The 22,192-nt window shown below is 57.9% G+C and carries 18 protein-coding genes; 9 read left to right on the top strand and 9 right to left on the bottom strand.

Annotated elements, in window-relative coordinates:
• Positions 1-27 precede the first annotated feature (27 nt).
• Positions 28-768 (bottom strand): ATP-binding cassette domain-containing protein, encoded by a 741-nt coding sequence (locus RWK44_RS10120; RefSeq protein ID WP_025395777.1) that lies wholly within the window; start codon positions 766-768, stop codon positions 28-30.
• A gap of 259 nt (positions 769-1,027) precedes the next feature.
• On the opposite strand from RWK44_RS10120, the gene RWK44_RS10115 reads away from it, so the two are divergent.
• The 5 genes from RWK44_RS10115 (at position 1,028) to RWK44_RS10095 (ending at position 5,266) form a co-directional block, all read left to right on the top strand.
• Complete coding sequence (locus RWK44_RS10115; RefSeq protein ID WP_077979173.1) at positions 1,028-2,008, top strand: NAD-dependent epimerase/dehydratase family protein; 981 nt, start codon at positions 1,028-1,030, stop codon at positions 2,006-2,008.
• 48 nt (positions 2,009-2,056) lie between these two features.
• Entirely contained in the window at positions 2,057-3,043 is a 987-nt protein-coding gene (locus RWK44_RS10110; RefSeq protein ID WP_077979172.1) for a substrate-binding domain-containing protein, read from the top strand.
• Between the two features lie 193 nt (positions 3,044-3,236).
• The gene (locus tag RWK44_RS10105) at positions 3,237-4,019 is read left to right on the top strand and encodes a FadR/GntR family transcriptional regulator (RefSeq protein ID WP_316028742.1); all 783 of its coding nucleotides are present in this window, start codon (positions 3,237-3,239) and stop codon (positions 4,017-4,019) included.
• 133 nt (positions 4,020-4,152) lie between these two features.
• Positions 4,153-4,746, top strand: coding sequence for an ankyrin repeat domain-containing protein (locus tag RWK44_RS10100; protein ID WP_316028741.1), 594 nt, complete (start codon positions 4,153-4,155; stop codon positions 4,744-4,746).
• Positions 4,747-4,759: 13 nt separating this feature from the next.
• Positions 4,760-5,266, top strand: a complete 507-nt coding sequence (locus tag RWK44_RS10095) for a YHS domain-containing (seleno)protein (RefSeq protein WP_131666190.1) — start codon at positions 4,760-4,762, stop codon at positions 5,264-5,266.
• 14 nt (positions 5,267-5,280) lie between these two features.
• Here the strand turns inward: RWK44_RS10095 and RWK44_RS10090 are convergent, their stop codons facing one another.
• The 3 genes from RWK44_RS10090 to RWK44_RS10080 all read right to left on the bottom strand — a co-directional run bounded on the left by RWK44_RS10090 (position 5,281) and on the right by RWK44_RS10080 (position 11,899).
• The gene (locus RWK44_RS10090; RefSeq protein ID WP_165504466.1) at positions 5,281-7,452 is read right to left on the bottom strand and encodes an adenylate/guanylate cyclase domain-containing protein; all 2,172 of its coding nucleotides are present in this window, start codon (positions 7,450-7,452) and stop codon (positions 5,281-5,283) included.
• A 194-nt stretch (positions 7,453-7,646) separates the two neighbouring features.
• Positions 7,647-9,434 (bottom strand): adenylate/guanylate cyclase domain-containing protein, encoded by a 1,788-nt coding sequence (locus RWK44_RS10085; RefSeq protein WP_316028740.1) that lies wholly within the window; start codon positions 9,432-9,434, stop codon positions 7,647-7,649.
• 146 nt (positions 9,435-9,580) lie between these two features.
• Complete coding sequence (locus tag RWK44_RS10080) at positions 9,581-11,899, bottom strand: membrane-bound PQQ-dependent dehydrogenase, glucose/quinate/shikimate family (RefSeq protein ID WP_316028739.1); 2,319 nt, start codon at positions 11,897-11,899, stop codon at positions 9,581-9,583.
• A gap of 142 nt (positions 11,900-12,041) precedes the next feature.
• Between RWK44_RS10080 and RWK44_RS10075 the strand changes: the two genes are divergently transcribed.
• On the top strand, positions 12,042-13,262 hold the full coding sequence (locus RWK44_RS10075; protein WP_206105933.1) for an acyltransferase family protein: 1,221 nt from the start codon (positions 12,042-12,044) through the stop codon (positions 13,260-13,262).
• Between the two features lie 591 nt (positions 13,263-13,853).
• Positions 13,854-14,150 (top strand): hypothetical protein, encoded by a 297-nt coding sequence (locus RWK44_RS10070; protein WP_131666186.1) that lies wholly within the window; start codon positions 13,854-13,856, stop codon positions 14,148-14,150.
• Between the two features lie 152 nt (positions 14,151-14,302).
• Here the strand turns inward: RWK44_RS10070 and RWK44_RS10065 are convergent, their stop codons facing one another.
• Positions 14,303-14,959: a sugar transferase gene (locus tag RWK44_RS10065; RefSeq protein ID WP_131666185.1), complete on the bottom strand. Its 657-nt coding sequence runs from the start codon at positions 14,957-14,959 to the stop codon at positions 14,303-14,305.
• A gap of 452 nt (positions 14,960-15,411) precedes the next feature.
• Between RWK44_RS10065 and RWK44_RS10060 the strand changes: the two genes are divergently transcribed.
• Entirely contained in the window at positions 15,412-16,161 is a 750-nt protein-coding gene (locus tag RWK44_RS10060) for a Crp/Fnr family transcriptional regulator (RefSeq protein WP_077979163.1), read from the top strand.
• Positions 16,162-16,347: 186 nt separating this feature from the next.
• Here the strand turns inward: RWK44_RS10060 and RWK44_RS10055 are convergent, their stop codons facing one another.
• Both RWK44_RS10055 and RWK44_RS10050 read right to left on the bottom strand, forming a co-directional pair.
• On the bottom strand, positions 16,348-17,370 hold the full coding sequence (locus RWK44_RS10055) for a glycosyltransferase family 2 protein (RefSeq protein ID WP_316028738.1): 1,023 nt from the start codon (positions 17,368-17,370) through the stop codon (positions 16,348-16,350).
• Between the two features lie 133 nt (positions 17,371-17,503).
• Complete coding sequence (locus RWK44_RS10050) at positions 17,504-18,415, bottom strand: glycosyltransferase family 8 protein (protein ID WP_131666182.1); 912 nt, start codon at positions 18,413-18,415, stop codon at positions 17,504-17,506.
• 308 nt (positions 18,416-18,723) lie between these two features.
• On the opposite strand from RWK44_RS10050, the gene RWK44_RS10045 reads away from it, so the two are divergent.
• The gene (locus tag RWK44_RS10045) at positions 18,724-19,023 is read left to right on the top strand and encodes a hypothetical protein (protein ID WP_077979160.1); all 300 of its coding nucleotides are present in this window, start codon (positions 18,724-18,726) and stop codon (positions 19,021-19,023) included.
• A gap of 185 nt (positions 19,024-19,208) precedes the next feature.
• Here RWK44_RS10045 and RWK44_RS10040 read toward each other — a convergent pair whose 3' ends face one another.
• Together RWK44_RS10040 and RWK44_RS10035 are read right to left on the bottom strand one after the other, a co-directional pair.
• The gene (locus tag RWK44_RS10040) at positions 19,209-20,675 is read right to left on the bottom strand and encodes a hypothetical protein (protein WP_168284558.1); all 1,467 of its coding nucleotides are present in this window, start codon (positions 20,673-20,675) and stop codon (positions 19,209-19,211) included.
• Between the two features lie 125 nt (positions 20,676-20,800).
• Positions 20,801-22,186, bottom strand: coding sequence for a polysaccharide biosynthesis/export family protein (locus tag RWK44_RS10035; RefSeq protein ID WP_168284557.1), 1,386 nt, complete (start codon positions 22,184-22,186; stop codon positions 20,801-20,803).
• Between the last annotated feature and the right edge of the window lie 6 nt (positions 22,187-22,192).

Below are 22,192 nucleotides of genomic sequence, written 5' to 3'. Positions count from 1 at the left end.
CCTTCTTGTTGCAACGGATAGCATCGATCACACCTGTTCGATGGCGCCGGTAATCAGTCCCGTCACTTCCTCCGGCGAACTTGCCGCAATCTGTTTGTCGGCTACCTTTCTGCCTCGCCGCATCACGATCACACGGTCGGCGACCGAGAAGACGTCGGGCATGCGGTGGCTGATCAGGACAACGACAATGCCCTGATCCCGCAATTGGCGGATCAGATTCAGAACCTCAGCCACCTGGCGCACGGAAATGGCTGCGGTCGGCTCGTCCATCAATACGATTTTCGCTTCCGACAGCATCGTGCGGCCGATCGCGACCGCTTGGCGCTGGCCACCTGACATTTGCTTGACGAGATCGCGCGCCCGCGTCTCGGATTTGAGCTCGCGAAATATCTCGCCGGCGCGCTTGTACATGGCCTTGTGGTCGAGAATGCGAAGAGGCCATACGCCGCGGCGCAATTCCCGACCGAGGAACACGTTCGCTGCCGCCGTCAGATTGTTGCAGAGCGCCAAATCCTGGTGAACGATCTCGATGCCATGCTGGCGTGCTTCCTTCGGCCGATGAAGCACGAGATCGGCGCCGTCGAGCCGCATGGTTCCATGGCTCGGCCGAAAGTTGCCGGCGATCATCTTCACCAATGTGGACTTGCCAGCGCCGTTATCGCCCATCAGGCCGACAACCTGCCCGGCTTCGAGCGAAAACGAAACATCGTTGACTGCCTGGATGGCACCGAAATGTTTGGAAATATTGCTGAGCTCAAGAACCGCCACCAGCCTCCTCGCCTCCCAAAACCTGCGGGCTATCCATCGCACCGAACCCTGCATGTCTTCGATGCAAGGCTCCGGCGAATTCGCTTTTCCAATACCCTCCCAGGAAAAGCGATTGGGAGCATTTACGCAAAACCCTGCGACAGCGTCAACTCATTGTCCCGGCCATTGACCTTATTGTCGCAAAAATCTGTTTTGTCAGACAAATATCATTTGACGAAAGTGGCGCCCGGATATTAGCTATCAATGGGGGAGAAAAAGCATGCTGATCCTTGTGACCGGTGCGACGGGCAAGGTCGGGCGGCGCTTCATTGCTGGGCTGCTTGACGATCCGAGATTTTCCAAAGCCCGTATTCGTGCGCTTTGTCATAATCGTTTGTACGAGGCGACCGACCGTGTCGATGTCTTCCAAGGCTCGATCGCCGATCGCGATGTCGTGGCAAAGGCGCTGGATGACGTTACCCATGTCGTGCATCTCGCCACATGCAAGGAAACGCCTGAAGACATCATGGATGTCACGGTCAAAGGTCTCTTTTGGCTGCTCGAGGAGTTCCGTACGAGCGTCACCGCACGCCAGTTCATCCTGATCGGTGGTGATGCGGGTGTGGGACATTTCCACTATCGCCACGACGGCCCGATCACCGAGAACGCCCGCCATTGTGCCTATCCGGGAAGCTATGCGCTCTCCAAAGTCCTGGAAGAGGTCATGCTGGAGCAGTTTGGCATTCAGTATGGCCTCAATGGCTGTTGTCTGCGCGCGCCCTGGATCATGGAAAAGGACGATTTCAAGTATTCGCTGTCTTTTGGAGACGACGTCTTTGGCGGTCCGGACTGGAAGACGCTCGTTCCGGAAGACGCGGCGCGGCGTTATGCGGCGATGGGTACGGTGCCGCTGCTGCTCGATGCTGACGGTCGTCCGCTGAAACGCAACTTCGTTCATGTCGACGACCTTGTTTCGGCAATACTGGCAGCGATCGACAACCCGCGGGCGGAGCGGCAGCTCTTCAATATCTGCATGGATCGCCCCGTCGACTATGCTGAAGTCGCCGCCTATCTCTTGCGCACGCGCAATCTCGGCTCTGTCGACATACCGAGCCGCTTCCATTCCAATTGGATGGACAACAGCAAGGCCAAATACCTGCTGGATTGGCAGCCAAACTACGATCTCGAAATGCTTATCAACTCGGCCTGGCAATACGAGCGTTCAAAGGAGGAGCCTCGCATCGTCTGGTATCCGGGTTGATTTGGTGTGGCGGGCACGCGGTGTCCGTCTGTTTCAAGGGAGGAAACTATGAGGAAGGCATTACTACTTACAGCCGCAGTTTTAGCACTGACCGCCGGGCAGGCCTTGGCCAAGAAGCAACTCGTCATCGTCGTCAAGGGCCTCGACAATCCGTTCTTCGAAGCAATCAATCAAGGTTGCCAGAAATGGAACAAGGAGAACCCCACTTCGGAATACGAATGCTTCTACACCGGTCCGGCATCGACATCCGATGAAGCCGGCGAAGCGCAGATCGTTCAGGATATGTTGGGCAAGGCAGACACGGCGGCAATCGCAATCTCGCCGTCAAATGCAAAGCTCATTGCCCAGACCCTGAAGACCGCCAATCCGACGGTTCCGGTGATGACGCTTGATGCCGATCTTGCCGCCGAGGACGCAGCCTTGCGCAAGACCTATCTCGGCACCGACAACTATCTGATGGGCGCACGCATCGGCGAATACATCAAGAAGGGCAAGCCGAAGGGCGGCAAGATCTGCACGATCGAAGGCAATCCGGGAGCAGACAATATTCTACGCCGCGCACAAGGGATGCGCGACACACTTACTGGCCAGAAAGGCTTGACCGAGCTGAAAGGCGAGGGTGGCTGGACCGAGGTCGCCGGTTGCCCGGTGTTCACCAATGACGACGGTGCCAAGGGCGTTCAGGCAATGACCGATATCCTCGCGGCCAATCCCGACTTGGACGCATTCGGCATTATGGGTGGCTGGCCATTGTTCGGCGCACCGCAACCCTATCGCGACCTGTTCAAGCCGCTGGCCGACAAGATCGCCAGCAACGATTTCGTCATTGGTGCCGCCGACACGATCGGCGACGAGGTCGCCATTGCGAAGGAAGGGCTGGTGACAGCGCTCGTCGGCCAACGGCCGTTCGAGATGGGCTACAAGGCACCGTCGGTGATGATGGATCTGATTGCCGGCAAGCCGGTTGAAGATCCGGTCTTCACCGGGCTCGATGAGTGCACGAAGGATACAGTCGACACCTGCATTCAAAAGTAGGTTCACGGTTGGCGCACCCGGTTCAAAGGGTGCGCCATCTGTCGTTACGAGACGGATCGAGAGATCCGCTGGGCTTGACGCGCCCTGAATTCCACGCTTTGTGCTGGCGTCAATCGCAGGCGACTTCCTCGTTATTACGATTGTTTTGATCACACGTGCAGACAGTCGAAGAATGCTGAGGCAGTAGAAATAAATGCCTGACAAAAAATCGGGAAAGCCAACGGCTGCGCTCGAGGTGGTGATGGTTGACCGCTCGGCCACCACAAGGCGCCCAAATTCTCCCCGCATGACTGGGGCGAGTGTTCATGTGTCCTTGGCAGGCGAGATCGGTCTGCGAATCGTGCGCGGCGACTATCCGCCGGGCACGATCCTGCCAAATGAAGCAAAATGGTCGGAAGTCTTTGAAGTCAGCCGATCGGCGGTGCGCGAAGCGATCAAGATGTTGATGGCCAAGGGCCTGCTTTCTTCCCGCCCGAAAATCGGCAGCTGGGTCGAACCCAAGGAACGTTGGAACCTGCTGGATCGAGATGTCTTGGGCTGGTATGCGGCATCTCCTGATCGCGAATCCTTTCTGAGGGCCGTGCAAGAACTCAGGCATATGATCGAGCCGGAAGCGACTGCGCTTGCTGCGGAGCGCCGAACTGACGAGCAAATGACCGCGATCAGCCAGGCCTTGCATGACATGGATCAGGCGACATCGCTCCAGCAGCGAACAGAATCCGATACGCGATTTCACATCGCGATCTTGCGCGCCTCCGGAAATGATCTGCTGGTGCCGCTCGGCGTCTTGATCGAATCGGCGCTAAACCACCTCTTCGCCCATGTGACGCGGGAGGAAGACAATTTGCGATATGCGCTGAAACTTCATGAAAATATTGAGAAAAGCATTCGACTGCAGCGACCGACCATGGCGCGCAACGCAGTCCGCAAGGCGTTGGCAAATACCGACCAAATCATAGCCCGGTGGTCACGATAGACGTTTGCATCCTGTCTAGTTTGCGCGTTGCCGACAGCTTGATGCAGGGTAATTCAACCTCCTACAGTCCTCGATGCCTACCCAAAACCCGCGGCTTGTGCTACTTTCCTTGGCAACCTTCGGGGGCTGAGCCATGCGTGGGCTGCTTGCATCGGTGGCGTTGATTTTCACAGCGACGGTGGCCGCTGCGGGGAGCCCTTTGTTCGATGCCGTTGCCACTGGAAACACCGCCGTCGTCGAGCAGGTTCTGGCTACCGGTGCCGATGTCGACAGCCGGGCACGCGATCAGGCAACACCTCTTATCAACGCTGCGCTCGGAGCCCAGCTTGCCATAGCCGCATTGCTGATCGGCAAAGGGGCCGACGTCATGGCTCGGAACTCGGGCGGCTTTACGCCGCTTCATGCCGCGGCCTTTTCCGGCAGCGTGCCGATCAGCAAACTACTTCTCCACCATGGCGCGACGCTCGACGATGCGGCCAATAAAGCAGGTGTGACACCGCTGATGGTCGCCGGTGAGGAAAACCACGTCGCTCTCGCCACGTTTCTTCTCGCTGAGGGGGCTGACGTCGGTCATGCGGAGGTTCACGGCTACACGCCAATCACGCGAGCAATCTGGAAAGGCAACTCGGACATCGTGCGGCTTTTCAGGCGGCATGGTGCGCCTTGCCCTCCGGCCAGTCGCATCGGCGAGAAAGAATACGCGAAGTGCATGGAAATCCATGATTGAATAGGAGGCACAGATGTATGCGGGGACCAGAAGCGGTGCACGAGGAATTGGTCGCTCTGTGGCGGTGTTCGTTGTGGCTTTGGCAGCTGTCGGTGGATCGCGGGCTTTTGCCGACGACTCGGTAAACACGGGCTACTTCGGCGGCGTGGCGATCATGGGATACGACCCCGTAGCCTATTTCACCGAAGGCAAAGCGGTGAAGGGCTCTGAGCAATTCTCCCACGAATGGCTGGGGACGCCGTGGCTTTTTGCCAATGCCAAACACCGTGAAATGTTCATCAGCGAGCCGATCAAATATGCGCCTCAATATGGCGGCTACTGCGCGGGCGAGGTGGCTCTCGGATCGGTGACGATCAACGTCGATCCGGAAGCATTCAAGATCATCGACGGCAAGCTTTACCTGATCTACGACAAGGGATCGGCAGAAGGGTTTGCCGCTCATGTGGCCGAAGCAGCGCCGAAAGCCGATAGAAACTGGCCGAAGGTCGCAGCCGATCTCGAACGGGATCAGTATCACTGACCGGTCGAGCGCGGCTATTTGACGGGCGAAAAATAGAAGACCTTCGTGGAGTTCACGTAAGCATAGCTGGTTTCAGCGGGCGAGTTTGCAGGTCTGTAGATCGGGCCGCAATCGGCTCGTCCAAATGCGTTTTCACTCTGCTCGCAAAGCATGTCGCCATTGACGAAAACCGTTCCGGTGACCATCTGCGTCGTCGAGCGGAAGGCCGCCTTGCCGTCGCGTTCGATTTGCATGAGTGCAGGGCTTCCTGAGGGCTCGGTCTTGCCCCGGAGGAGTTTGCCCATGACGATACTTGCGATTTCTTCACCGTGCAGGCGTTCGTGCTCGTTGCCCTTGAAACCGAACGGCCACTCCGGCAGGCCGGCCTCGCGCAGAGCATCGAGGATAAACGCCAAATCCTGCTCGTTGCGGAAATGGGCATTGCTGAGACGCCAGTCCGCCAGAGAATCGCGCCCAGCCAGCAAGCGGAGTCCCTCGGCGACAGTCGCACGGGCGTCGTCGAGGCGACCGGCACGGACATAGGCCATAGCGAGTGGGGTAACGAAATCGCCATTTCCCGGAGAACCATCGCGCGCGCGTTCGAAGCTGTCGATGGCCTTCGTGTAGTCGCGCTGCAAATAAAATACCAGGCCAGCCGTGTATCGATTGATGGCGGAGAGGTTCGGATCGTGCCTGAGCGCCGTGTCCACGGCCGCGCCGGCCTCGGCATGATTGCCGGAGAACAATTGAACGTATGCCAACGCCATATGAGCTTCGGCATCGGCAGGCCCGAGCGAAACTGCCTGCTGCGCCGAGGTGACCGCCTGCTCGTAGCGGCGGTCCACGACTTGCATGACGGCAAGAACGGCGTATGGCGATGAAAGAGCCGAGTCGAGCGCCAGCGCGCGACTTGCCTTCTCGTAGGCCCTTTTTCGCGCCGGCGCGCTCTGGAGAACGTCGTCGTAAGCGCTTCGCCAGACATAGGCGGTCGCGTGCGCGTCGGCCGCGAAGGCCTCTGCAAAACCGGGGTCGAGCGCCTCCGCCTTGTCAAAGAGCGCCAGTGCCTCGAGCAGCCGGGAACGGCGGCCGGTACGCGTCGCCTGCTCGGCACGAAGGTAGTAGTCGTATGCCTCGAGATTGGCGGTCGGCGGACGGGTAATCCGTTCCGTCTCAGATTGAGTGAGTTTCAGGCCGAGCGCTTCGGCGATCTGCCGACTGAGCTCATCCTGCACAGCCATGACATCCGCCGCGGCGCGGTTAAATCGGTTGGCCCACAAGTGGTCGCCGCTTGCGGCATCGCTCAGCTGCGCATTGACGCGGATTTGATCACCTATCCGTTGCACGCTGCCCTCAACGACAAACCGCACGCCGAGATCGCGTCCGATGTCGGCCAAAACGAGAGGCTTGCCTTTGTATGCAAACACCGAATTGTGACCGATGACGTCAAGGTCCGAAAGCATGGTCAGATCGGCAATCAGGCTGTCGGTAATGCCATCCGTGAAATAATCCTGGCCGGCGTCGCTACTCAAATTGGCGAAGGGAAGCACCGCTACCGATGGACGTTGGGGCACAGACGGCCATTGCCATGCGAAGACAATCGCAGCGGCCGCAATCAACAGCGCTGCAAGTGTGGCCAGGATGATCGCCCGGCGGCGCGGCCGACGGGAAGCGACGACCTTGCCTGCCTCGGAGGGATCTAACAGAACACGATAGACGCGAATCGGATCGGCTATGTTCTTCAGTTGCTGCTCACCGAGAGAGGAGAAACCGACCTCAGCCTTGTGTACCGTGTGATCGAATGCGGTGCCGGATATGCAAATCCCGCCGGGCTGGGCAAGGCTCTCCAGCCGCGCCGCTATGTTGACGCCGTCTCCATGAATGTCCTCTCCTTCGACGATGACATCGCCGAGATTGACGCCAATGCGAAAAAGCATCCGCTGCTCGGGCCGCAGGGCCGCATTGCGTTCAGCCTTCTGTTGCTGGATTTTGACGGCGCAGCGCAAGGCATCCACCACGCTATGGAACTCAACCAGGATCCCGTCGCCCATCGTCTTGATCAGGCGGCCGTGGTGCGTGGCGATTTTCGGTTCGAAGAGTTCGTGGAGGTCGGTGTGGAAGCGGATACGCGTTCCCTCTTCGTCGATCTCGCTCAGGCGGCTGTAACCGACCACATCCGCAATCAGGACTGCTGCAAGGCGGCGCTCCATACCAGCTCTTTCCGGGTGTCCGATCCCTTACCGTTATCTTACAGCAGGTGCCGTGCCGTTGCTATCAAAGTCGCCCGAACTGGCATCACGTTCGCCGGCCAAATGCTCCGTGGAGAGGGCGCAATCTGAGAGGATTCTCGCACGTCCGCCCATAGAATGAGCAGCCCGCGATATAGGGTCGACAGCAGCTTCCTTCAGCATTGACCAAGATTCGGACCTGTAAGTCCTGCCTTACGGAGTCCTTCTACACGGCGGTTAAAGTCCTCGGGGTTTCGGAATGGAAGGACGCGGCGGCGGCGCTCGACAGAGAAATTGGGATTGATCTGGAGTGCCTTCTCCCAGGCCTGACGGCTCTCCTCCGACCGACCGAGGTGGCCGTAACATGAGGCAAGCAGGGCGTAGGCGGTCTCCGATTGGGAGTTTTGTTGGAGCCGCTGCTCGATGGCTGCAATCGCTTGTTCATACTCGCCGAGAGAAAAGTGCGCATCGGCGCGAAATTGGAAGAGAATTTCCGGATGGTGCGGGTCGAGCCGCATCGATGCATCGAGTGTTTCCAGGGAGCCGGCGGGGTCGCCGGAGAATATCTGGATATGGGCCAGCAGTAGCAGAAGCTCGGCGGAGTTGGGCTGCAGCGCGAGGCCCTGCTGCACTTCTGCCCGCGCCCGGTCCAGTTCCCGGTTCCACATGCAAGCCATGCCCAGTGCAAAGTGGCCGTTGGGCTGTTCCTCGGCAATCTCCACGGCCTGCTGCGCGAGACCCATCCCGATCCGCAGCGAGCCTTCCGGATCGTTGCTCCAGGCGTTGACGTAGTCGAGTACGTGGGTGAAGGAGATGAGTGCTTGGGCGGCCGCATATTGCGGATCGATTGCGAGGGCGTCGGCCGCCAGGCTGCGGGCCGCTCTGTTTCCGGTTCGGGTATGAGCCGACGCCTGCTCGCGGCCACGCAATAACAACTCGTAAGCGTCGACGTCGAGTGCGCGTCCTTTGGCCAATCGATCCTGGTCGCCATGCGTGAGGTTCAGCCTGAGCGCGGCCACGATCTCCTGCGTGAGCTCATCCTGAACCGCGAAAATGTCGGTGAGGTCGCGATCAAACCGGCTGGCCCAGATATGTCTGCCATTGCTGGCGTCGATCAATTGGGCGGTGACACGCACGCGGTTGCCGGCCCTGCGCACGCTGCCCTCGAGGACATAGCGGACGCCGAGCGCCTTGGCCATCTCAGGCACTGAGGCTATTACATTCTTGTAGACGAAGGATGAGTTGCGAGCGATCACGTGCAGCTCGGACAGCTTCGAGAGGTCGGTGATGATGTCCTCGCTGATACCGTCGGAGAAGTATTCCTGTTCGGCGTCGCCGCTCATGTTGTTGAACGCCAATACGGCGATGGACGGCTTGTCGGGAACGGCCGGAACTGACGGCATTTCGATTGCGGGCCGCACCTGTCGTGCCGCGGTCGGCTGCGGAGTTCCGATCTGAAGCGAATAGACCTGCATCGGTTCAGCAATATTCTTGAGCTCAATTTTGCCGAGATCGGTCACGGCAAGATCGAGCCGCGATTTCACCTGGCGGTAGGCGTCTTCGGAAAGACAGATGGCGCCGGGCTTGGCAATTCCCTCCAACCGCGCAGCGATATTGACGCCGTCGCCCATCAAGTCGCCGTCGTTCTCCTCGACCACATCTCCCAGATGGATCCCGACCCGGAACTCGATGCGATGTTCAGGCGACACGCCGATATTGCGCTCAACCATGGCAGTCTGCACTTCGATCGCGCAGCGCACGGCGTCCACGACGCTGCGAAACTCGATGAGGCTTCCGCCACCGGTACGCTTGACGACCCGGCCATTGTGCACGGCAATGGTCGGATCGACTAGGTCGCTGCGCAACGTTCTCAGCCGCGCCAGGATGCGATCCTCGTCCGCACCGGCGAGGCGGCTGTAGCCGACCACATCCGCGACCAGGATCGCCGCCAGTTTTCGCGTCACGCTCGTAAGTCCCAATTCCTCGTCGGATCAAAATAACACAGTGTGATCGGCAACGCCGCCAAATCCGATTGCGTTCGCTAAGAAGCGGTCCGTGGCGGGTTGCTTGGACTTGAAGATGGTCGGTGAAGCCTAAGCGATATCCGCGGCTAAGCTCCGTCTTTCAGAGAGAAGGCAAGGACGTAGTCGCCGACGTCTTTCGAATAGGGTGCGCCGCCAACCGATATCAGGACATATTGCTTGCCTGTTTTCGGCGAGACGTAGGTCATGGGCGTCGCGCTCGAGCCGACCGGCAGTGGGTATTTCCAGAGCTCGGTACCGTTCTCGGCGTCATACGCACGGATATAATAGTCCTGGAAGCCGGCGAAGAAGACGACGCCGCCGGCGGTCGCCGAGGTGCCGGCATAGCTCGGCAGGCCCATCGGCATAGGCAGCTTGGTTTTGATCTTGAACGGCCCGAGTTCTTCGGCGGTGCCGGCCGGAACCTGCCATGCAATCTTGCGCGTATTCAGATCGACTGCAGTGACGGTGCCGAAGGGCGGTTGGGTGCAGGGAACGCGGAGCCTCGATGTCCACATCTCGGTGGCCATGGCGTAAGGCGTACCGCGCTGCGGGGCGGAGGGGCCGTGGGCGGTCGTGGTGAGGGCAAAGTCGACATACTCCTCGCGTGGGATGAGTGCGAAGAGACTGGGCACGCGGATATCGTTCATGAAGACCCTGTTGTTGGGCAGATCGACCGATACGCTTCCCCAGTTGAGACCACCCAGATTTCCCGGCTGCTGGATTGCATATTGCGTGCCGATCGGGGTGAAATCACCGTCATAGCGCATTTTACGGAAAGCGATGCGGCATGCCAACTGATCGAACATCGTCAGGCCCCAGGCCGTCTGCTCCGTCACGCGCTCCGCACCGATTGTCGGCATGCCGACGGAGTAGGGCTGCGTCGGGGAGAGTTTCTCTTCGGGCACGCCGCCTTGCTGCGGCACCGGCTTCTCCTGAACTTCGGCAAGCGGTGTGCCGGTTCGGCGGTCGAGGAGAAAAAGCTGCCCGCGTTTGGTGGTCTGCAGCAGAGCAGGCACGGTGGCGCCATTGCCGTCAGGCAGATCGACCAGGACCGGTTGAGCCGGCAGATCATAGTCCCAGATATCGTGATGGACGGTCTGGAATTTCCATTTCTCTCGACCCGTCGTCACATCGAGTGCCACCAATGTCGCGTTGTATTGATCGGCGAAGGCAGGGCGATTGACGCCGTAATAATCCGGCGTGGTATTGCCGAGCGGTGCATAGATGAGGCCGAGCTTGTCGTCGAATGCGGCCGTCGTCCACATGTTGGGCGTGGCCCGCGTATAAGTCTGGCCCTCCGGCGGAAGTTTGGTGATCTCCGGGTTGCCGAGATCCCATGCCCATTCGAGCTCGCCGGTGACGACGTTGAACGCACGGATGACGCCAGAGGGTTCGCCGACCTCCTGATTGTCCGTGACCCAGCCTCCGACGACGATCAGGTTGCGGGCAATCAACGGCGCCGATGTCTGGAAATAATAGCCCGTCTTGACTTCGCCCATGCCCTGGGAAAGCTGCACGGTGCCATTGTCTCCGAAGTCCTTGCAGGGCGCGCCGGTCTTGCTGTCGATCGCCAGGAGACGGGCATCGATCGTCGTCTGCACCAGGCGCTCATTGCAAAGCCCATCGGCGGACTGGGCTTCCGTCGGTATCTTGTAGTAACCGAGGCCGCGGCAGCGCTGCCAGTAAGGCGCCGTCGCCTTGGGATCGAAGGTCCAGCGGGGTTTGCCGGTATCTGCATCGAGCGCTGCGATCACATCGGTCGGCGTGCAGGTGTAGACGGTATCGCCGATCTGCAGAGGCGTGTTCTGATCGGCGCCATCGCCTTTTCCGGTGCGATATGTCCAGGCGAGATCGAGCTTGGAAACATTTCCGCGGTTGATCTGATCGAATGGGGAATAACGATCTCCTGCCGTGGTGCGGCCATAGGATGTCCAGTCGGAGGGAGAGTTGTCGCCCTTGACGACCTTATAGGCGGTAATGTCGGCGGAGGGCCGGATGATCCCATGCGGCACGAAGCTGAGACCGAAACCCGCGATAAAGATGAGAGCGGTCACCAAGGCGCCGCCATAAAAGAGCTTCCGGTTGGCGGCCGGGGAAAGCGACGGTGCAAAGAGAAGGGCAAAGCCCGCCAGCGCGATGGGGGACATCAAGCGGGCAAACAGCGCCCAGAAATTGAGACCCGACTCCCATAGCGCCCAGGGAAGGGTGAAAACGGCGACAAGCAGGACGATGAGCCCGCCTGGCGTCTTCCGGCGCCACAGCAGAAGCGCGGCAACCACATAGGCAAGCCCGACGATGGCGTAATAGGGCGAGCCGCCGAGGCGCAGCAACCAGGCGCCGCCTCCGATCAGCCCCAATCCGATGAGGGCGAGAACAATACAGAACAGGGTGGCCAGAAATTTCATAGTCTCCTCATCCAATCCGCCGCCCGATCACCTGAATTCCAACTCCGACCGTCGCATGGCCCTCGGGAAGCACAGGGCCATGGGTTGATGGTCAGAGACGCGTCTTCGGGAGAGGGCTGCTCTCTCGTTCAATTTTTACCTGATGTACCTGTGGTCACTGACACGCGGCCTCGACCCGGCAATGATGCCGCTGCCGCTCTGCGGCAACGGCTTGCCATTCCAAATCGAGTCAATACTTCTGAAAGGGGCACAGATGGTTCTCGGCGAAAAGCTTGATCTAGCGAACGGGCGACCGACAGGATTCGATTATATGCGATTACTGTTAGCCTTTTCAGTGCTTTGGATACACACGGCCCGTGTCACCTATGGCGATGATCTGTTTCTTTGGGAGTCGCCCTTCCGCCCTGTCATCAAGTCAGTTCTGCCCATGTTCTTCGTCCTGAGCGGGTTTCTGGTGGCTGGCAGTCTCGAACGATCGAAGACATTGATCTCTTTTCTCGGCAATCGATTTATCCGGATCTATCCCGCTCTCGCGGTAGAGGTGTTGCTGGCTGCCTTTATACTCGGAGCGATCTATACAGAGTATGACCTGCGTGACTATTTCACCGATCCTCAGTTCTTTACATATCTGATGAATGTCACAGGGCACATTCACTTCAATCTACCCGGGGTATTCCTTGATAATCCTGACGCCGCAATGGTGAACGGGCAGCTCTGGACGGTGCCCTTCGAGCTTGAGTGCTATGCCGTCATCGCCGTTCTCTTCCTGCTCGGCGTGGTCAGGCGGCGGGTGATTGCCCTTATCGCCACGCCGGCGTTGATCATAGCCTTCGGTATTGCAAGATATTGGAAACATGGAAGCGATTGGGCAGCCATGCCGACGACCGCGTCGGGCAATCTGCTCATTTGTGCTTTTCTTGTGGGGGTGACCTTCTATCTCTACAAGGACAAGGTTCTTTGGGATATCCGAATTTTCCTCGCCTCTGTGGCAATGATTTTGTGGGCCTACTGGTTCACTTCCTTTGGGGACTTCATTGCCATTCCGGCCATGGGATATGTCACGGTCTTCCTTGGTCTCACCTCGCCCCGCAAGCTCGGCGTCCTGCGTGGGGCCGACTATTCCTACGGCGTCTTCCTCTATGGCTATCCGATCCAACAGGCGTTCGTAGCGCTTGGCCCCTGGGCGCATAACTGGTGGTTGAACGGCATCGTCTGCAGCATTGTTGCCGCTTGCTTTGCCGCCTTCTCGTGGAGATTCATCGAAAAGCCGGCGTTGAAATTGAGGAAACAAGTCACCTGGCTGGAAAACCTCCGTCTCCAACGCGGCGTAAAACGGCAACTGGCGGGCGCGGTCTCGAAATAGGTTTGTCGATATCGGCCTCGATGCTGGCAATTCCATCCAGGTGCTCAACCGGCAAGGACATCAGCAGGGCTCGCCATAGCGGCGGCCCTGTTTCGCTGTTGCCTGACCGATCACCTCGGACAAGTATCCGGGTCCATCGATGGGCCGAGTTTCCCGTAGGCTGCTGCGCAACCTTGATGCGGTCGATGTCACGCTTGCCGGACGAGCATAAGGCTGTTCGTTGCCAGGCGAATATGCGCTCGAGCGTAAGCCTATGGCCAAATTCATCTTTTCAGGGATATCAAATGAGTGTTCAGTTCGGCGAGAGAACGCCGCAGCTGCATTATCGGCTCCTGTATAAGCCTCAGATACCTAAATCTATCTGACCGCAATATCCAAGGATTTCTTGGGTTTAATCGGTAGAGCGGCCCCGCTGGATGAATAGTCGAATATTCTCCGGCGTTGTTCCGTCGATTTGCTAGGCTGCTGTTAGCAATATTTTAACCACAATAGGTAAAATACTTTGATCGGACTTCGTTTCGACTTTGGGTTTTGTCATGTCATCGAGGGCTGACGGTGGCTTGAAGGAGGTGTGAAGAGAGGATCAGAATAATGCTGAAGAGCACGCTCGTCGTGGTTGCCGTCTCTATCGCCGCCGGAGCGACCATTCGGGCCTCGGCCTTTGCAATCTTTGCATTTCTGGTGGTCACGGCCTTGGGCGGCGTGATCCTGCTCAAAGGTTCCTCCTTGACGGAGGCGGTCGTTTCTTGCGTCGAAGTGCTTGTATTGATGGAGATATGCTATCTGGTGGGTCTATTCGCTTTCTCCTTGTGGCATATTCAAAAGCGCCGCAAAAAGAACTCCATTACTGAGCGCTCCCATGTTACCGGCAAGCGTCCTCATGGGTAATGACATGACCGAGGCGGCAGAATGCTCTGCTGCGCTATGTCAGGGTGCTAAAGCGCGGCGCGATCTTTTAGGTCCGCTTGGCCCGCGCTTTAGTCTCTGGTTTTGCGCATGTCTCTATCGCAAAACCGCAACACAGTTTTACGCGACATGCTTTAGGAATCGACTTTGGGCAGCAACGCGTGCCGGGAAAGCAGCGCCGACAGCGTTTTTGCCATGATCACGAAATCCAGCCTGAGCGTCCATTTAGACAAATATTCGACGTCGAGGGAAATTCCATTCCGATAGCTGACGTCGTTGTGCCCGCTGGCTTGCCAATGGCCAGTCAGGCCGGGACGGACGGCCATGTAGGCATAGGCATGTTCACCGTAATGCGGCAGCTCTTCTTTGGTAATGGCGCGAGGCCCGACGAGGCTCATTTGACCCAGCAACACGTTGATCAATTGCGGCAGCTTGTCGAGGCTCGATCGCCTCAAAATATCGCCGACGACCGTAACGTGCGCGTCGGTCGTTGCGTCGGATCCTGTCGTCCGAAACTTGAGGCAACCAAACTCTTTTCCCTTATAACCGATCCTGCGATGAGAATTGAAAGCAGGGCCCCAATCACTTAGCGTGACGATGACTGCCGCCGACAGAAGGAGCGGTGACAGAAAGAATAAGAAACTTGCCGCAATGATGATGTCCAATGCGCGCTTCAGAATTCTGCTGATCAGACGGGGTTGTGACGAATTGAATGGACGCCTTTCCTGTCGAGCCCTGGCGAAATCCCGCCAAGGTCCGGTTGGGTTGATGCCCTGATTTTTTCCCGCCACCCGCGTCTCCGTTAGACGAATTCCAGAAATCACAGCCAAAGCTTTGTTTTAATGCAAGTTTGATGTCTGTGACCGAGGTCATGATCATGAATAAATTCTTTACTCTCTTAAGAAATTCTTGCGAATATTAAAAGTATTACCTTTTCTTTTGACTATATAGCAGAAATCTATTTAGATTTATTTTAAAATTCGGCGTTGTTATTATATTTGCCAAATGTATTCTGCAGGCGGGCAATTGTCATAAATTGTATAAAAATCGTCATGCCGCCCCTAAGACTTATCTGCGATAGAATTCAATATGAATTTTATGATATATAAAGATGAGGATTATTCATAATAATGTATAGTTTGAGCACGAATTTTTTATTTTATCATTGTTTGACTTTCTAATTTAATCTATTACGAATGTCGCTCCAGATAATAAGTTATTTAGTCTGTGTGGAGTTGTGCGTATGGACGGGGTGATCAGTACCAGGGACAACAGAGCTAGAGGAAACGCGGTGCGAATAAGCGAAGCGGTTACTTGCGGGTCTGCAGCTATTGTTTACGGCGGCCGGGCGGATTTGGATCACGAGTTCCCGTTTTGCCGCTCGAGTGTTCGAAAGTTTCGCCGCGGTGAGATTATTGCCGGCGCCGGCGTCGTCCTCGACGTGTTCGCCCGCGTACAGCGCGGAATGGTAAGCGCAAGCACCCCGCTTGCCGATGGACGAGAGTTCATCGTGGAAATCGTTCCGAAAGGCGGCTTGATCGGCGAATTGGAGGTGCTCCGCAAGCAGTCTCTCAGCCTGGAATATCGAGCCTCGTCGGATTGCGAACTGCATTACTTCGACGGTCGGTTGCTGCGGGACCTGTGTGCGAACGATCCGCAATTTCAGGTGAAGATCCTGTCGAAGGCGCTGGCGCGTGTTTCCGAACTGGAACTGCGGATCATTTCCAATGCCGGATCGAGTCTAAGACAGAGACTGGCCCGGACGCTGCTGCGTCTTTCTGCCCTGTACAGAATGGATGCGCAAAATAGCGGCGACGAGCTGATCATCTCCCAGCATGAGCTGGCCGCGACACTTCCGGCGTCGCGTGAAAAGGTCAACCAATGCCTGCGGCGCCTGCGCGAGAGCAAAGTGGTCGACGGGACACAGGGCAAAATCCGCATTCTCAATCGGAAAGCGCTGGAGGCTTATGCCGAGGGGGCGGGTCTCGCCTGAGGCGTTGCCGCAATAAAAGACGGAACGGCAGAAAGCCTCGACAGAACCCGCCGCCGGCGGGTTTTGTGATGACAGTGCGAGTTGATAGTCAGGCGAAGCAGGCGGACAGATCAGGTTGGCGTGTTACCGCTTGTCTTCATGCACGTCGTCTAAAAATCGCTGCGCATTTTGGGCCGACGTGCATACTTAGACTTCGCTCTCGGAAATATTCCTCCAGTATTTCCAGCCTTCACCTTGGATGAGCCCGTGATCGGACAGGTCCTTCCAGCTTCTGTAGGTGCCCGTATCGTCGTAGACGAAGTCATCCATGTCCTTGCCTGAGGAGTATACGGTATATTCTTCCGTATGTTGGGACCGGTGTGCCGCATCGGCGACCTTGTGCACGAAGGTCGACAGGAACTTGAAATGCAGAAGGGCGCCGGATACGCCGAGCGCTCCGCGCATGTCGCCCAAATTCAGGGAGAGCGGCCAGACCTGGTGCGATGATTTGAGAAACAGACGTTCACCCGCCACATAGACGAGGGGTATCTTGTTGAGCGCGGGGCCGTCCCAGAGCCGGTCGTGGAAATAGACACGCCCGCGAACGCCGCCCTTGATCCATATCGTCCAGTTGCGTTTGTCGAAATGCGCCACATAGCCGGAGCGGTCGAAGAGATTGCAGACCTCGAGCGGGTTGCGACCGGGTTCGCATATGTTTTCGAGAACGGGATGCGGGCTGTACATGTCGATCATCACCGAGCGGAGGGAATGGCCGCCCATGGAAGCGATATAGGAAGTCAATTGATCGATCGGCCGTGTGTCGCAATGCGGATAGACCAGGAACTCGTCTGCATCGACATACAGGACCCACTTCTCCCGGCAGTGGCGGTTAATGACTTCGTTGATCCAGTCGTTTCCGAACCTCGCCGCCTTGTAGGAACCATGGGCCGAAAGAAGGGAGACATCGTCGAAGCCGGACAGCAACTCGGCCGTGCCGTCGGTCGAGCCGTTGTCGATACAGATGAAGTGCTCGAAGCCGAGATCGCGATAATACTGAAGGAAGAAGGCCAACCGGTGCCCCTCGTCACGGATGACGCAGATGACGACGTGGCGCGCCTGCTTGAGCCCGTTGCGCAGCAGGTCATAGCGAACCTGCCGAGCCTTGAGCGACCGGCGCAGACGGGCTTTCACGTAATGCGAGATACTGACGGCGGAAGCCCTATAACTCATATTCTGTCCTGAAGATTATCCATTCCTGGAATGAATGGATGAATACTTTGCGCTTCCGTCTGCAAATCCACGGCTCGACCGGCGACCCTGAGTTCAGTCACGCGGACATTCAAGTCGGACCAACAATACATCATCATACGGCGTAGTCGCCAACCAGCAGGCTCTGGACCCTGGGATTGGGTCCTTGTTTCTCAATTGCGTTCTCGATGCGCGCCCGTATAGACCGGTATTTATACAGCATCTTCCGATCGAAGGTTATCCCGCGATACAGCGAGTTGTAAATCGGATGTGCTTTGCGCAGGTCGACGTATACCTGGCTTTCCTTATCGGTCCACGGAAAGAAAGTTCCATGCCATGGCTTCGGATGCGCCATATAATGGACGATCGACAAGGAGGAGATGTTCACCAGATGAAGGAATTGTTTAGGAAAGTTCCAGCGGTTCGATACCAGCATCAGCGATGAACCGCAGACGTAATTCAATGCGCCCTGATCATGTTTGCCCTCGCAGGCCTCGGGATTTCTAGCGAAAAGCTCGAGCGCCTCCTGCCCGATCCAGCCGTTTCGATGGAATTTCAGGACGCCTGCGTTGAAATAGTGGCTGTCCCTTCCGGTGTCGAGGAAGTCATGGATCGCCGTGTAATCGCGCGCCGCGAAAAACCTGCCCTCGGGCACAGTGGCACTTTCGAACGCGCCGAGATCGCTGACGATCTGGGTATCCCCATCGAGGTAGATGATCTGGGTATAGTTGGAAGGCAGGATCTCGCAAAGGACCAGCTTGGCCATTGTGCTGACGCTGATGCGTCCTTGGAAATGTGAATTGTCGAGCTTGCCGAGCGAGTCCTGCAGCGCTTCGGTCGCATCGGTCAATATGACCCCACTCCTTGCGAGCAGGGCTTTCAGCTCTTCGAAATTGTCGAGATGTTCCGACATCAGAACGCAGACGTCGGTCGCAGGGCTTGCGAATTTGCGAGCTTGAAGCGCCGAGAGAATGGTCGGAAATGAATACTCGACATCCGTGACGTAGACGACGCACTGGTTGTTCATGTCATCACCTTTCCGATTGGGCGCAATACAAGTGAATCGGTATTGTCTTTGCGAGGCGAGGGACCATTTGTGAATTGAGCCGACGGGTCTGCCATATGAAGGCCCTGTTCGGTATATATAGGCCAGCATCCAGTGCGCTGGTGCTGAATCGGTGTCTGGCTGTCGGCGGCTTTTGTATGTTTCATTGTTGAGATATTCACCATGAAGAGTGCCTTGCCTGTCATAAGGCTATGTTTCGACATGTTGTTTCGCGGTACGATGATTGGTGCCGGGACCCTTGTCGGAATGCGGAGGGAAGGGGGATTGTCATGTTGATCACCACACTCGGGGCAGCCGTGATTTCGATCGCTGCCGGGGCTTCCATCCGCGCCTGGGCTTTCGCGATTTTTGCAATCCTGGTGGCAATCGGCTTCGGCGGCGTGGCTTTTGCCGGCGGGTCGTCCGTGATCGCGGCCATGCTTTCCGGGATCGCCATCCTCGTGCTCATGGAAATCGGCTATCTGGCAGGCGTGTTCCTGTCGGGGCTTTTGCGGCGCAGTGCCAAGCTGCGCGAAAACAATTCCGTTGCAGATAGCGTCGCGACCACCAGCGAACACCCGCAAGGCTGACGTCGACATAAAGCCTGCAACATGGCCTTCCGCGACTGACCTCCGACGGCGTTTATTCGATGGACTGCTTTTACAGGCGATCCTTGAAAGATGCGGTGCGGCCGGCCGGCTTCGGCCCAATGCGGGCACGCCGATGGCTCGACGAGATTGCCATTCCGCGCCCTGGCGGAGTTCCAAAGCGGGCGTCATCGTGTTGAAAACATCGGCGCTCTCATCAGAGATGTCGATGCCTCCAGCGGGGTTCGATTAGCGAGCGATCGGGTCGCGCGCCGGGGAGAGGTATTGGTTGCCAGGCAGCCGGCCGCCAGACCTGCCGTGGTGCTGAACAGCAAGCCGAGATCCGTGCCGCTCCCCGAGATCGCCGCGGAGGCGACCTGCGCGATGGATGCCATAACCGCAGCGTTTCCGATCGCTTGCGTCTCCCGATCGCCTGACATGTGCCGGCCGGAGGCCCTTGCAAGGCTGTACAGGAAGGCGGCGAAGAGAAGAGTGCCGGTCAATCCGACATTGGAGAGCAACGCAGCGATAAAACTCGAGGCCCGAACCGTGCCGAGCCCGGCGCCGAAGGTGGCGGTATCGACGAATGCGATCAATGCCAGTGTATTCCAGGCGGTGCGCTCTTCACCGGATTGCGATTGGAGCTTGTCCGACAAGGTGGTGCTCATCAGGCCGGCGATGGAATTCCACGCATCGGGGACAAGGCTGAGTGCGACGATGGCGCAGGGAATCAAAAACAGCGTGATCACCAGGAAAGCCACATGCGGGGTCTTGGCGGGGCCGCTAATCAGTCGTTTCAGGCAAAACAGAACGAACATGCAGACAACGAAAATGCCGGCAATATAAGCGGTTGTCGATGTGCAGAGGACGATCGTCGGGCCGATGAAAAGCGTTGCAAGTCCTGCCATACGGATTTGGACGCGCTCCAGCCAGAGCAGAAGCGTGAAGGAAAAATAGGCTAATGCGACTGCGCCATAAGTGCTTGCTTCGGGGAACGGGCCGACGATGCGTTTGAAGCCGCTGATCGTCTCGGCCGTATGCATCGTATAGTTCGCGTTTCTGATGACATCGAGCAGGTAGGACTGGTCGGTCAGGAATGTTCCGATATCAATCAATGCCAGGGTAAAACATGCGATCGAGGCGACGATTAACTGCAGTGCGATGAAACGGGCATAGCCGAGCCTGGTAAGCCCCGAGACGACGGCAAAGCAGGCGAGGTCGCCGAGCAGATAGACAGACTGGCTGAGATTGGACGAACCCGGCGACAGGGGAGCGGCCACCGTCGACATCATGCCCGTGGTGTCGCGTGCAGAGGAGTAGACGAGGGTCGCGCCTGCAAAGATGCGCGGCAAAAAGAAAGATGATGCCACGGAAAACAGGATGTAGGCGGCAAACCAGAAACCGGGACCCGGATAGGCCATGCTGGCGAGCGTCGCCTGTGTTTGAGCCGGGCGCAGCAGGGCGGCTACCACGAGAAAAAGCACGAGAAGATGGCTTGGCTGGATGCTGCTGCCGCCGAGTGCGGGCAATTGCAGAGCCGCGGCCGCTCCGAGCAGCGTCGACAGGCAAAGGGTCGTGATCGCAAAACGCGCGCCGTTGACCATGCTGAGCAGGCCAAGCAGCAGAACGATGAAGCCGATCGGTTCTATCGACATGCTTCAGATCCCGATCCGGACGGAGAGCGGCGGAGGCATCGGGTTTGCCGAAAACCGGCATCCGCCTTCCGACGCAATGCCCGAGGCGAAAGCCGCCAGCTGTCGTTCATGGTCACGACCGCCCCCTAATTCGATCCCGTCTGGGATATCCAGCCGGGAGCCGTGTGATTGTCGCCTGCTACATCAGACAGCGGGACTGCCGAGCTTTGCTGCTGTGGCGCGGACTGCAGCTGCAGCGGAGGCGACGGCGTCTGGAGATCCGTGTCGATGCCGATTTCGACGACATCATGCGGCCGCAAGCTGGTCGTCTCGTCCGCCTCGATGTTGCGATAGGTGCCATCGTCGTTGCGGCGCACGATCCTGTAGTTCTTTTGCGCTCTGCCAAGACCCGGCACGTCCGTATTCATCTGGGCGAGTTGCGCGCTGTAGCCAGCCTGTTCGCCAAGAAGCTGGGCCACCTGGATGTCGATCGCAGCCCTGCCGATCGCGAGATTGACCTGGTTGAGCAGCTCCTGGTTTTCGCTGTTCTGCCGGTTGACGATATTAATCTTCGAGCGATCGGCTTCGCTGAGCCCCTGGCGAGCCGTGGTCAGGGCGACTTCGAGATCGATCAGGGTGCCTTGTGCGTCCGCAACGCCGCGGTCGACCGTGACCTGCCGGGAATTGCTGACCAGACCCTTGCTCACCAGGCTGTTGACATTATCCAGTTCCTTTTGCGCAAGGTCGATCTGCCGCTTTTGCGAATTGATCTTGGCCTCGAGTGATTGGACCTGTTGGCCGTAGAGACGGGCGAGGTCGCTTGCCGCTTCGATCTGGCTTTCGATATCGACGCGTCGCAGCCGCATCAGGTTCAATTCCTGCGCCTTCAGCTTGTCCACATCGGGTGTTCCGGCGAGTTCTGCAGGGATCTCGAAACTCTGTTCGCCGGCGATCTCGGCGCGCAACCGCGCCTGGCGCATCAGAAGATCACGCCGGTTGAGAATGGCCGTTCGGTAGGCGCCGGCAGCCTCGATCCGGTCGCGCTCGAAGACGGTATTCTCTTCGCGCTCCCGAAGGAAGCCGCCGGCGATGCTGACGGCCTTCATGACCGTCATATCGGCCTCAAAAGCATAACGCCCGGGGGTCTGCACGGTCCCGGTTACGAAGATCGGCGCATGCTGGGCAATTTCCACGGCGATGAACGGCTTTCCCGGCAGTTCCGCCTTTTCGGAGAGCGCGGTGGCGATCGCATCGGAAACCTGCTCCGTCGTCTTGCCGATGGCCTGCACCTGGCCGGCGATCGGAATCGCCAGATTACCGGCATCGTCGACTGTATATGTTCCGCCGAGGGCTTCCCAGCTGGCATACCGGGAATCCGACGACCGCCATTCGACGACACGCAGTCTCACCTGATCTTCCGGCACGAGGGTATAGTTTTCCGCATGGGCGACACTCCAGCCGGTCACGCCGGAAAATACCAGCAAGGCAAGGGCGATGGAGATGAGGCGAACGGACAAGGATGTGCGCTGCATTGTCTG

It is taken from the genome of Rhizobium sp. 25PS6 (assembly GCF_032464655.1).
Classification (GTDB): Bacteria; Pseudomonadota; Alphaproteobacteria; order Rhizobiales; family Rhizobiaceae; genus Rhizobium; species Rhizobium laguerreae.
Note: the sequence above shows the minus strand (reverse complement) of the source record. Positions and strands in the feature narration are given on the sequence as shown.